The 12,607-nt window shown below is 38.5% G+C and carries 13 protein-coding genes and 1 riboswitch; of the genes, 3 read left to right on the top strand and 10 right to left on the bottom strand.

Annotated elements, in window-relative coordinates; translation table 11 throughout:
• Position 1: 1 nt before the first annotated feature.
• On the bottom strand, positions 2-304 hold the full coding sequence (locus HMPREF1517_RS00855; RefSeq protein WP_002886558.1) for an urease subunit gamma: 303 nt from the start codon (positions 302-304) through the stop codon (positions 2-4).
• A 24-nt stretch (positions 305-328) separates the two neighbouring features.
• On the bottom strand, positions 329-844 hold the full coding sequence (locus HMPREF1517_RS00850) for an AmiS/UreI family transporter (RefSeq protein ID WP_002886548.1): 516 nt from the start codon (positions 842-844) through the stop codon (positions 329-331).
• A gap of 403 nt (positions 845-1,247) precedes the next feature.
• Here HMPREF1517_RS00850 and HMPREF1517_RS00845 point away from each other — a divergent pair, with 403 nt between their 5' ends.
• Positions 1,248-2,642, top strand: a complete 1,395-nt coding sequence (locus HMPREF1517_RS00845; protein WP_229058229.1) for a DUF4153 domain-containing protein — start codon at positions 1,248-1,250, stop codon at positions 2,640-2,642.
• A gap of 50 nt (positions 2,643-2,692) precedes the next feature.
• On the opposite strand, the gene HMPREF1517_RS00840 is transcribed toward HMPREF1517_RS00845, so the two are convergent.
• The 6 genes from HMPREF1517_RS00840 to HMPREF1517_RS00815 form a co-directional block, all read right to left on the bottom strand.
• Positions 2,693-3,025, bottom strand: a complete 333-nt coding sequence (locus HMPREF1517_RS00840; protein ID WP_002886546.1) for a DUF805 domain-containing protein — start codon at positions 3,023-3,025, stop codon at positions 2,693-2,695.
• 110 nt (positions 3,026-3,135) lie between these two features.
• Positions 3,136-5,232, bottom strand: coding sequence for a peptide cleavage/export ABC transporter (locus HMPREF1517_RS00835; RefSeq protein ID WP_037598988.1), 2,097 nt, complete (start codon positions 5,230-5,232; stop codon positions 3,136-3,138).
• 174 nt (positions 5,233-5,406) lie between these two features.
• Positions 5,407-6,306, bottom strand: a complete 900-nt coding sequence (locus HMPREF1517_RS00830) for a helix-turn-helix transcriptional regulator (protein ID WP_037598985.1) — start codon at positions 6,304-6,306, stop codon at positions 5,407-5,409.
• 178 nt (positions 6,307-6,484) lie between these two features.
• Complete coding sequence (locus HMPREF1517_RS00825; RefSeq protein ID WP_037598982.1) at positions 6,485-7,135, bottom strand: phosphatase PAP2 family protein; 651 nt, start codon at positions 7,133-7,135, stop codon at positions 6,485-6,487.
• Between the two features lie 2 nt (positions 7,136-7,137).
• Complete coding sequence (locus HMPREF1517_RS00820; protein WP_037598980.1) at positions 7,138-7,695, bottom strand: ECF transporter S component; 558 nt, start codon at positions 7,693-7,695, stop codon at positions 7,138-7,140.
• Between the two features lie 81 nt (positions 7,696-7,776).
• Positions 7,777-7,899, bottom strand: a riboswitch (FMN riboswitch).
• A gap of 106 nt (positions 7,900-8,005) precedes the next feature.
• Positions 8,006-8,515: a tRNA (cytidine(34)-2'-O)-methyltransferase gene (locus tag HMPREF1517_RS00815; RefSeq protein WP_002886541.1), complete on the bottom strand. Its 510-nt coding sequence runs from the start codon at positions 8,513-8,515 to the stop codon at positions 8,006-8,008.
• Positions 8,516-8,792: 277 nt separating this feature from the next.
• Between HMPREF1517_RS00815 and trkA the strand changes: the two genes are divergently transcribed.
• Together trkA and HMPREF1517_RS00805 are read left to right on the top strand one after the other, a co-directional pair.
• The gene (gene trkA / locus HMPREF1517_RS00810; protein ID WP_037598979.1) at positions 8,793-10,142 is read left to right on the top strand and encodes a Trk system potassium transporter TrkA; all 1,350 of its coding nucleotides are present in this window, start codon (positions 8,793-8,795) and stop codon (positions 10,140-10,142) included.
• A 6-nt stretch (positions 10,143-10,148) separates the two neighbouring features.
• Positions 10,149-11,588 carry a TrkH family potassium uptake protein gene (locus tag HMPREF1517_RS00805; protein ID WP_037598977.1) on the top strand — a complete coding sequence of 480 codons (1,440 nt, stop codon included), beginning with the start codon at positions 10,149-10,151 and terminating at the stop codon, positions 11,586-11,588.
• A gap of 22 nt (positions 11,589-11,610) precedes the next feature.
• Here HMPREF1517_RS00805 and yidD read toward each other — a convergent pair whose 3' ends face one another.
• Positions 11,611-11,859 (bottom strand): membrane protein insertion efficiency factor YidD, encoded by a 249-nt coding sequence (gene yidD, locus HMPREF1517_RS00800; RefSeq protein ID WP_002886534.1) that lies wholly within the window; start codon positions 11,857-11,859, stop codon positions 11,611-11,613.
• Entirely contained in the window at positions 11,859-12,584 is a 726-nt protein-coding gene (locus HMPREF1517_RS00795; protein WP_002883686.1) for a pseudouridine synthase, read from the bottom strand. The genes yidD and HMPREF1517_RS00795 overlap by 1 nt, the downstream gene beginning before the upstream one ends.
• Between the last annotated feature and the right edge of the window lie 23 nt (positions 12,585-12,607).

Below are 12,607 nucleotides of genomic sequence, written 5' to 3'. Positions count from 1 at the left end.
CTTACTGAATAGGATCATGAACAGTAACCAGTTTTGTACTGTCCGTAAAAGTAGCTTCAACTTGAATCATTGGAATCATTTCTGCAATACCTTCCATAACATCTTCACGTGTTAAGAGATTGCGAGCTTCATCCATCAGTTGGGCAACAGTTTTACCTTCTCTTGCACCTTCAAGCACATAGTCAGTGATTAAAGCAACTGCTTCTGGATGATTCAATTTGATTCCTTTGTCTTTACGTCGTTGAGCAATCATAGCCGCAAGGCTAATCATCATTTTTTCCTGCTCGCGCATTGTCAATTGCATCGTTTTTCCTCCTTAAATCAATGCTTACCACTTGCCCCAAAGCATCAAAAGCCCTGGAATCCAAGCTGTTACAATTCCTTCAAAAATAGCTAGGTAAGGGACAAATTTTCCTAGATTCTTCTTAAGATTAATTTCAATAAAGGCAGTTAGCCATAGGATACCCCACAAGAACCAAATAATACCATACCAAGCATTACCACCGTATCCAGATGTTAAGCAAAGAATCCCTGCTGGTAGCGTATTAATTGCCACAAATAAACTAAACCACCCATACAAACGTTGATCAAAATCGAAAATCGTATTGATTGCTGAGTAAAGATAGGTGAAAGCAAATAAAAGACCAGTAGCGCTACCATAAAACCATTCAGCGCCTTGCCCTGTACAAGCTCCGTAAGCAATGACAATAATGTTGAGAATCAAACCCAGACCACCCGTAAAGATATTCATGACAACATTTGATTTATCAGGAATACCCTCTAAACGATGGAGTCCATTACTCATCAAAACCATACCAACATAGAGTAGGATGACACCTAACATAAGAACCTCCTAAGTTTTTTATGTTAATATCATACTACTTTGACAACACATGTCAACGAATTTTCAGAAATTTTGCAACATTTAGATGGCAGTCAATCTAACATATAGTGTCAAAAAATGACATCACCTTTGGTGATCCTCGATAGAAGTCCTTTGCTTAATCCCAGATAAATAAACAGTTAATCTATAAAAAGCTTCCTTTAGTATTTGACTGTTTCTGACAATATAGTCCGTACAATCTATCATCCAATGTGAGCATTATATTTTTTTCTCGCCTATTTTTCCAACTCATTCTCCAGACCTAAGTCCATAGACCTATTTTTAGTAATTTTACAGTTGGGTAACAAAGTCAAACGTTTTTTATGATAAAGTCTTTTTTGGACAAAAATCCAAAAGGAGAATTATGATGGAAACAAATAACTACACTACTGATTTACAGCTAGTCTCCCAGGAATATTCCGACGAAAAGACTAGTCTTCAAACCAAAACCAAGAAATTCTTGGAACATTTTTCACCAAAAGACATTTGGAAAATTAAGGGACTGATTGTCGCCTGTCTTGTGTCCTGCTTCCTGTATGTCACTTACTTGACCCATTTTTCCTTTGCCTTTCCAGCAACCCTTGTCTTGATCAGTACGATTGAGCTAGGCTGTCGCCTATTAGGTGGAAAAGCAAAGGGAATGCGACTTGAATCGGGAATATTTATGGTCACTAGTCTCCTCCAAGGCTTGCAAATTAGTCTCTGGGGTCTGCACGACAACTGGGGCAGCGCTCAGATTCTTTGCCTTCATGCAAGTATCCTCCTTTACTTAATGGCACGCACTGGACAAAGTAGTCAAGATCGTTTAGGAATTATGGTTTGGCTAGACCTCATATACACCAGCTGCATCTTCCCGCTAAAATATTTCTTTATCGGAGCCTGGACACTCCTATATAAAACAGCACCTAAACAAGAACTCTCCGAAGAAGAAAAACACGTAATCAAGAACCACAAATGGATGATTCTCATTAGTATCATGATTGCCTTGGTACTAACTGTATTCGCTGCTAGTCAGCTTAGTCAGGTCTTACCTGCTTTCGGACAACTTTGGCGACAGTTCTTCCAGACACTAACTTCTCTACTTGATTTCACCCTCACCTTCAAGGACAACGGATTATTGTTCTCTCGTTTAATAACCAGTATCCCTCTGGCTCTAGGACTTTTTGCTCAACTCGTTGCAACCTATTTGGCAAAAGAAAAGCCACTTAGTCGAAAACGATTTGAAGGCCGTCTTAAAACAACCCGTCAGTTTCCAAAAGTAGCAGCTTATATCGTACTCGGAAGCCTCTGCCTCACTTATGCCCTATTCATATTAACTGCCACTAGTCAAATGGGAGAACTCCTTTCTCTCAACCAAGCCAACATTCCAGCCCATCAAGCCTCACATATTGCTGTTCAGGGCTTCTGGCAATTAGTTCGAGTCTCTACCCTTAACTTGGGAATCCTAGCTGGACTTTACATTTTTTCTAAAGAAAACTTCTTCACCCACAAGGGGCTTCGTTTGTTGAGTACCCTACTCTTTACTTTTGCTAGCCTCTTTGCCCTTATCGCCGGCTGGAAACTCTTTGGCGTTTATATAGCACTCTATGGTGTAACGCCACGTCGCTTACTATCAGGTTGGTTTGTCACAGTACTCTTTATTTGGTGTGTCCTAACACTTATTAGACTTTATAAGCCTATCCAGGCAACCCGTCTCGCTGTATTTTATGCAACTATCAGCTTCACCTTGGTTAGCCTCTTAGGTAGCTTTATTTTATAAGAAAAAAGAGTGGAACTAGATTAACTAGTTTCACCCTTTTTATATTGGAGTTATTTTGAATCTCTTGTAGGAAAGGCATACATCACCCAAAGTACTACTAGTAGTGGTGTCGCTTTTAATACAATCCAAGCAACATTGAAATTGGCATCACGTAGACGACGAATCTGCATAGAAATGGTAGGAAGCGCCGTTGCTGCTATAAATAGAATGAAAGCTGTCAATGTAAAGCCAGCAGCTCTTGTTTCCCCAAGTAAGTCCATCAGTAGGAAAATCAAACTACCGATAATTCCATTAATCAAGACAACCCACCAATAGTCTGATCGTTTTGTACGACCATAAAAATCGAGATAGCCTAACCAAAAATTTTTATATGCCTCTAACATGTTTACACCTCTTAATAGTATGCTACCAGTATACTATATTAATAAGATAGGTGCAAGATGTGAAAATTTAGACTTCTTAAGTTTTCTACTTATATAATAGGAAGATTATTTTAAATAAACTGGAATGGATTGAAATTAGGACTGTCTGACTCAATCTGGCCACTCACCATGGTCACTACACGACTGACATGTTGACGGACACTATTGCGGTGAGCAATAAAAATCATTGTTCGTTTAATCTTAGCAAGATTAGCCATGACCCTGCTTTCAGTATCACTATCGAGACCACTGGTAGCTTCGTCAAAAATCAAGATAGGCTGTTTGGACAAGAGAGCCCTCGCTATAGCCAAGCGTTGTTTTTGACCACCTGATAGACCACCGTCTTCAGATACTTGGGTCTGAAAGCCTAGTGGCATTTTTTGAATATCCTCTAAGATATCAGCTTGTTGGCAAACTTTAAGAAGCTTTTTCTCGTCAACTTCTCCTTCAAATCCTAATAGCAGATTTTCTAAAATGGTTCCCGTAAACACATAGGTCTGCTGAGGAACGTAAGTCACCATTTGACGCAACTCCGCATGGCTAATAGCATCTTTATCTAGGGTTACATGACCACTAGATTTCGTATAATAACCTGACAACATTTTAGCTAAGGTCGTTTTTCCAGATCCACTTTTACCCATGAGGGCGATTTTCTCACCCTTATGAATCGTTAAATCAATCTTACTAAGAGTCTCTTGCTGATAACTAAAACGGTGACTGACTCCTTTAAAAGCAAGTTGTTTAAAAGATAACTCTTTAAGTTTTCCTTTTTCTTCCTTGTCCACAACATAAACTTCTTGAAGACGATTATTGGCGACTTTGGCTTGCTGAATTTTAGATTGGAGATTGATGATATTAATTAAAGGAGTTGTAAAATAATTCAACAACATATTATAGGTAATCAACTGACCTGCAGATAGTTGCCCTTCTATGACCAATTGTGCCCCATAGCAGAGGATAAAGACATTGGAAACTAACTGAACCCCTGTCTTTAGACCATCCTGCGTTAATTGCCACTTGGCCTTAGACAAAGACTTCTTCAAATAGTCATGGAATTTCACCTCAATTTCCCGATAGCGTCTTTCCTCAACCCTCAAGGATTTTAAGGTTTCAATACCTCGCAAATCATCAATAACAGCGGTATTGACCTGACTATTTGCCTCCATCAATTGATAATTTTCCTTTTCAAAAAGCTTATAGAATGCCAGAATGATTAAAACATAAAGAGGAACTACTGTGAGAGTCATCACAAAAAGTGACTGATTTTGTACAATAAGAGCCACAGCTAGAGTCATCACAATGGTCACATCTAGGAAAATCGATAAAATCGTTGAAGCTAGAGCATCGATAATGGTGTTGGCATCTCCAAAACGTGACGTGATTTCACCAGTACGACGTGAACTAAAGAAACTAATAGGTAAGGAAAGGACATGCTTGATATAAGGAAGAATGACAGCAATGGACAGGTAATTACCCAATCGATGTAGAAGATAATCTTTGAAAAAAGTAAAAACTTGTTGAGCAAGATAAGAGATACATAAGCCTAGCGAAATCATGGTCAGAAGATTATAGGCCCCCTGAGGAATCAAGCGGTCGATAATAGCTTGCAAATAATAAGAACCAATAATATTAACAAGGGTCACTAGAAAACTTAATAAGACAATAACCGCAATCAAACCCTTACGACGAAACAAAATTGGTAAAAATGAAAGAAGTCCAGGTACATCTTCTTTGTATTTAGTATAGGCTTCTCCTGGAACAAAAAAGAGAGCAACTCCCGTCCACTCTTTGGCAAATTCCTCTAAGGGCATTTTAATGACCTTCTTGCTAGGATCTGGATCACCAATAACAAGCTGCCCCTTGATTTGACCAAACACCGTATAATAATGTTGCAGCCCACCTTCTTTAACCACATGTACAATAAAAGGATAAGATAGGTTTTCTTGTTTAAATAAGTCTAAATCCGCACGAATAGCCTGAGTTTCAAGACCCAACTGCTTGGCCGCTTCCACCAAACCAAGCGCAGAAGTACCTTCACGAGAAGTCTGAGCCAACTCTCGCAAATAAGCTAAACTATAAGATGAACCATAGTGTTTAAGAATCATGGCCAAGGCAGCGACACCACAATCACGCTGATCAACCTGTGAAATATATGGATATTTTGACATGGTGACTCCTTATTAAAGACAACCTGCAAAATAAGGCAAGATAGTGATAAGTAGTGAGAATAGTGTAAATAATTTTAGTTTTTTCAAAATAAAACTCCTTTTAACTGTTATTTATGTTTCTATAGTAAACATTTAACCATTAAAAAAGTAGTGACATTTATGTCACCACCATTTCTATAAACCATCTGCCGCTTTCCCTGCTCTTATACTTTCTTCTAAAACCGAGTCTTCTAAAACGGAAGCAAACATTATGGCCTTATCGTAATTCTCTGCAGCCTCTTTCTTGTTTCCTTTATGAAGAAGTTCATATTTGGCTTTGAGAACAAAAACACTAGGTTTATAGCTATAGAATTGTGATTTTTCTATAACAGCTAAGGCTTTATCCACAACTGTTAAGAAGTCTGAGAAGGAATTGTGAAAAATCTTCAAAGCAGCGATAGCCATCAAATCATTAAACAAAACAATATTATAGACGTCATCTGTCCAAATTTCCTGATTTAATACTCTCTTTACGATTCTTTCAAAAAGTTTTTTGTCATACTGTTTTCTTCCATAAAGATGGAAGAAATAGTAGTCAATAACTAATAAATCGTTAGTTGAGAATTTCCTCTTCCTTTTGACTTGTTCAAACAAGTCTTCATATATCTCCTCAACTTTAGGACTCTCTTCCCAACTAGTAAAACTCAAAATATTTTCCAAAATATCTAGAGTTAACAATTCTTCTTCTGGGAGAAGTTCAAAGAATTTCTCATAGACCTCCTCAATTAAGGCAAGTTTAGCCTTTATTCTTTCTGGATTTCTATACGTTGGAAACTTAATCAGACGATTCTTCATCTCGTAGTATTCGTCAGGGATAGTAATATTATCATGATCCAATAAATCGGTCATATTTTTTCCTAGACGTTTTGCAATATAAGATAATTTATCCAAAGACGGGAGCGACTCCCCTTTTTCAATGCGAATTAACTGACGAACAGTCAATTCCGCACCATCTAAACATAGCACTTCACGTGACATCTGCTGGCGTTCACGCTCAGTTTTGATTCTTAGTCCAATGCTGTCTTTTATGTTCAAGAGACACTCCTTTATTTCGAAATTTTAAAAACATTATATCATAATTATAATATAATTAATATACAGTTAATGCATTTTTAACAGAACAATAGTCAAAATAAGCTATTTTTATACATTTTATATAGGAAAGACCTTCCTTTGTATCAAAAAAACATGCAGTTCAAAACTACATGTTTTTTTATTTCTGTTTACTTTGGAATCGCCATTCAAAGCGAATACGATCATAAGTTGGATAAATCGCATTAAGCAACCCAAAGGCTAAGGTAAAGCCAGCTAAAACATCTGTTGGATAATGAACACCTACATAAATACGCGAAAGTCCAACAAGGAAAATCAGAAGCCCAGTAATAGCATAAACTACTATTTTAGATTCTTTTTTCTCCAAACGCTGAGCAAGGACAATGGCAATTGCTCCAAGAATCATAAAAGTTCCCAAAGAATGACCACTAGGGAAAGAATAACCACTAGCATGCACTAAATGCGTAATTGATGGACGCTGACGCTGATAAATATACTTCAAACTTACAATCAAGATACTAGCGAGAAGCCCACTAGCTCCCACAAAGATAGCTTCTGATTTATACTGACGTAGATAAAGCCAGATGACTGCTACGATTGCAATAATAGCCTGTACAGGCGTATTCCCAAGCATGGTAATAGTTTTAAAAAAGCGTGTCAATCCTGCTGGTAATCCTCCTCGAACCCAAGTTTGAATGTTGCTATCAAATCCTGTCAAGGCTTCAGGATAGAACTTAACCATATAACCGAGAGCAACAAATAACAATAAGGCAAAAGAAGCATAAGTATAATGTGTGTGTTTGTGTTTCATATTTATAATTTTACTAGAATAGACTTAAGTGGAGCATAAATCAAAGCAAAGGCTAGCGCAAAAATCAAACCTTCAAGTAAATTGAAAGGTACTACCATAGCGAAAAGGTATTTATAGAGACCTATAAATTGCGCAATATCAAAGTTGGCAAATTTAGCATAGAGTGGTACTGCATAAATATAGTTAAGAATAACCATAACAACTGTAAGCAAGACAGTTCCTACAACAGAACCAAGAATATAATTCTTGCTTGTTTGATTTTTCTTCCAAAAATAGCTTAGGCCCCAAACAAAGACGCCTAGAGCAACAAAATTCATAGGAAGTCCAATCATTGATCCTGGTCCACCATTGTTTAGCAAGAGCTTCAACAATGAACGAAGCAAGAGAACACCAATGGCACTCTTAAAATCAAAGATAACCAAGGCAATAAGAACAGGAAGGATTGAAAAATCAACCTTCAAAAAATCTGCTGCTGGAATCAATGGAAATGAAAAATAAAGCAACAAGAATGAAACTGCGGATAAAATGGCAATGTAAGCCAATTTACGTGTGTTTGTCATAAAAAAATTCCTCCAAATTTTAACAATTTGAAAGAAGTTCCCAATGGATTTGCCCATGCCAAAAAAAGCCTACGCAAAAAGACTGGTCTTCTTCCATCCAGACTATACTGTCGGTTGAGGAATCACACCTCATCAGCTTGCGCTCGCGGACTTATCCAAAGAATCACCGCCGGTCGGGAGTTTCACCCTGCCCTGAAGACCTTTTAAGGATAACATAAAAAAACCTTGGTGACAAGGTTTTCAAATTATGGATTTCTAATCTGTTGATAGTCAATGACTATAATTATTCTTTTAAGACAAAATAAAGTATCTATTTTAACTTATCATGCTGATAACGGTGACTCAGCTCTAGCCCCTCAAATTGTTGCTGACGAAGCGCTTCGTAAACAATCATACAAACAGTATTGGACACATTTAGACTACGCACATGTTCATCATTCATCGGAATACGAATAGCTTTTTCAGGATGCTCACGCATAAAATCTTCAGGTAGGCCTGTATCCTCACGACCAAACATAAAATAGTGGTCCTCACCATCGGCATAGGCCTCTTCTGAATAAGTCTTATCCGCAAATTTCGTGACTAAATGCAAACGCCCCTCTCGATTTTTAGACATGAAATCTGCCAAATTGTCATAATAAGTGATGTCAAGCTTATCCCAGTAGTCTAAACCTGCACGTTTCATTTTCTTGTCATCAATTGGAAAGCCCATAGGACGGATGATATGAAGAGGGCTATTAGTCGCTGCACAGGTACGTGCAATATTTCCGGTGTTTTGTGGAATACGAGGTTCAAACAAGACAATATGATTACGTGACATCTCAATTCTCCTAGACATAAAAAATACCATGTCGCCCGGAGTCAAGCTCAGCAGACGACATGGTTGTGGACGTTCATTAGCTTAAATCATGACAGGTTAGATTTAAAATAACGAATCTTTGAATATATTTTAGCACTTCTGGTCTAAAAGTCAAGACAATTTAAAGAAAAATTTCACCTTTATTTACTTAAATAGGAATAGTTGATAAAGCTAGCTGAAAAGGATGATTTTTCCGCTAAAATAGAGTATCATAGTAATGATTATTTGGAGGTAACTCATGCGTATTATTGTCGTAGGTGCCGGTAAAGTCGGTACCGCACTCTGTCGTTCTCTTGTTGAAGAGAAGCACGATGTTATTTTAATTGAAGAAAAGGAAGAGGTCCTCAAACGCCTCAGCAAACGCTATGATGTTATGGGCTTTGCTGGAAATGGAGCTAATTTTAAAATTTTGGAACAAGCCGAAGTTAGCAACTGTGACGTCTTTATCGCGATGACTGATAAAGATGAAGTGAACATGATTTCAGCAGTTCTGGCTAAACAAATGGGTGCCAAAGAAACTGTTGTTCGCGTACGTAACCCAGAATACTCTAATGCTTATTTCAAAGACAAGAACTTTCTTGGATTCTCATTAGTAGTTAACCCTGAACTTTTAACAGCTCGCTATATTGCCAATACAGTTGAATTTCCAAACGCCCTATCAGTTGAAACTTTTGCTAATGGACGCGTTATTCTTATGGCATTTAAAGTTACTGAAAATAGCCAATTATCTGGTATGACAATGGAACAATTCCGTAGGAAATTCGGCAATATTCTAGTTTGTACGATTCACCGTCAGGGTGAACTCATCATTCCAGATGGAAATGCTACCATGCAAATTGGGGATAAGATTTATGTCACTGGTAAACGTGTTGATATGGCACTTTTCCACAGTTACATCAAGCCAAAAAGCATCAAAAAACTTTTGTTGATTGGTGCTGGGCGCATCTCCTACTACTTGCTCAATATCTTGAAAAACAATCGTATTAAGGTCAAATTGATTGAGCAAAAAATGGACCGTGCGCAAACCTTTAGTCAGGTCTTCCCTGAAGTTTCTGTTATCTTAGGTGACGGTACTGCTAAAGACCTTCTTCTCGAGGAAAGTGCAGCCAGTTATGATGCCGTAGCTACCCTAACCGGAGTAGATGAGGAAAATATCATTACCTCTATGTTCCTCGAAAGCCTTGGTATTCACAAGAATATTACTAAGGTTAACCGTACTAGTCTCTTAGAGATTATCGATCCACGTGAGACAACAACAATTGTCACTCCTAAGAGTATCGCTGTTGACACTGTAATGCACTTTGTACGTGGGCGTTTTAATGCCAAAGACTCTAGTCTTGATGCCCTTCACCATGTGGCTAATGGTCGTATCGAAACCTTGCAATTCCAAATTAAGGAAAATAACAAAATCGCCGGAAAGAAACTTTCTGAGCTTGAATTTGCTAACGGTGTCCTTATCGCTGCTATTATCCGCAATGGAAAATCTATTTTCCCAACGGGAGAAGACAGACTCGCTATTGGGGATAAAATCGTGGTCGTTACACTCTTACAAAATGTAACTCACATTTACGACTTGTTGAAGAGGTAAGTTGCCATGAATCGATCTATTGTCCGTTTTCTTATTGCCAAGCTCCTACTGATTGAGGCTGCTCTCTTGGTTGTACCACTTATCGTCGCTCTTATTTATCAAGAAGATGCTAAAGTATTTGCCAGCATCTTGGGTACGATGGGGATTCTCCTCTTTCTCGGGATGCTTGGTACTCTCTTTAAACCAAAGAACTACCATATTTACACCAAAGAAGGAATGCTTATTGTAGCCCTCTGTTGGGTGCTCTGGTCCTTCTTTGGAGGATTGCCCTTCGTCTTTGCTGGTCAGATCCCAAGTGTCATTGATGCCTTTTTCGAGATGAGCTCTGGTTTCACAACCTCGGGGGCTACTATTCTTACAGATACTGGAGTACTTACCCACTCCCTACTTTTCTGGCGAAGCTTCGCCCACTTGATTGGAGGGATGGGGGTATTGGTCTTTGCCCTAGCCATCATGAACAACAGTAAAAATGGTCACCATGAGGTTATGCGTGCAGAGGTGCCTGGTCCAGTATTTGGTAAAGTCGTTGCCAAGCTCAAAAATACAGCTCAGATTCTTTACATCATCTATCTGACTATGTTTGTTATTTTTGCTGTTATTCTCTGGCTTTGCGGTATGCCAATCTTTGATAGTATCATCACTGCTATGGGGGGCGCAGGTACTGGGGGATTTGCTGTCTATAATGACTCTATCGCCCATTACCACAGTGATCTGATTACCTATGTGGTTACTGTTGGTACCCTACTCTTTGGAGTTAACTTCAACCTTTATTTCTATATCCTCCTTCGCAAAATCAAGTTTTTCTTCCAAGATGAAGAACTACGTACCTACTTTGCGATTGTGGCTATTTCAACAGGTTTGATTTTCCTCAATATTTTTGGGATTTACCACAATTTGGCTGACTCTTTCAAATACTCATTTTTCGAAGTGTCAACTATCATCACAACAACCGGTTTTGGTCTAACGGATATTACCAAATGGCCACTCTTTTCTCAGTATATCCTACTCCTCCTGATGTTTATCGGGGGATCAGCAGGTTCTACTGCCGGTGGTTTCAAGGTTATCCGTGCTATGATTATTGCTAAGATTGCACGAAATCAGACTCTGGCTAGCCTCTATCCTAATCGTATCCTGTCACTTCATATTAATGGAAGTGTTCTCGATAAAGAAACCCAGCACAGTGTTCTTAAATATCTAGCTGTATATGTACTCATTATACTAAGTTTAGTCACTGTTTTGTCACTGGATAATCAAGACCTCTTGATTGTGACAAGCGCTGCTGCTTCAACCTTTAACAATATTGGACCTTTACTTGGAACGAGTGATAGCTTTGCTATTTTCAGTCCTTTGTCTAAGCTTATCATGGGATTTGCTATGATTGCAGGACGTTTGGAAATTTATCCTTTACTACTCCTCTTCCTGCCAAAAACTTGGTCAAAAACTTAAGCATAGAAAAACTCCTTTGGATTCATTTATCCAAAGGAGTTTTATTACGTTTTAGACTAAAATAATCTGGCACCGGATCATCGCCAGTCTCTGATAAAGGGTGACATCTTAAGATACGGGCAACTCCCATAAGAACTCCCTTTAAACCGTGCATTTCTATTGCTTGGATCATATAAACCGAACAAGTTGGACGAAAACGACAAGACGGTGGAAATAGGGGAGAAATCCATCTCTGATAAGCCCTGACCAAGGCAATCAGAAATCTTTTCATTATTTGACCTTATTGACAGCAGCGTTATGAAGCTGGCTGATTTCTTTCTTATTTAGACGGCGTGATTCACCTGGACGAAGACCTGTCAAATCAAGGGTCCCAAAACGTGTGCGAGACAACTTATCAACGAGCAAGCCCACTGATTCAAACATTTTCTTAACCTGGTGGTTACGCCCTTCATGAATTGTCAATTCAACAACTGAACGATTCTTTTCATGGTCAACTTTGATAATATTGTAACGTGCTGGCTTGGTTTTCTTGCCATCAATGACTACACCACGAGTCAAAGGACGAAGATTCTCCTTGGTCGCAATACCTTTGACACGCGCCAAATAAACCTTATCAATCTCATTACGTGGGTGAATCATTTTATCGGTAAAGTCACCATCATTAGTCAAAATAAGAAGACCAGTCGTATCCCAGTCAAGACGACCAACAGGATAGATACGTTCCTTAACGTGGGGCATGAGATCAATCACCGTCTTACGATTTTTCTCATCAGATACCGAAGAAATAACTCCTCGTGGTTTATTAAGAAGATAATAGACCTTCTCTTCATTATAAATTGGACTACCATTTACCTCAACAATGTCACCATTTTTGACAATGGTTGCCAATTCCGTAACGGTCTTACCATTTAGGGTCACACGACCTTCTTTAATCAGTTCCTCAGCCTTACGACGGCTGGCCACACCAGCGTGGGCAATATATTTATTAATTCGCATTCTTTTTCTACAGCTTAAGCTGT

This window comes from Streptococcus sp. ACS2, assembly GCF_000525585.1.
GTDB lineage: Bacteria > Bacillota > Bacilli > Lactobacillales > Streptococcaceae > Streptococcus.
This window is presented reverse-complemented; position numbering and strand designations above follow the sequence as displayed.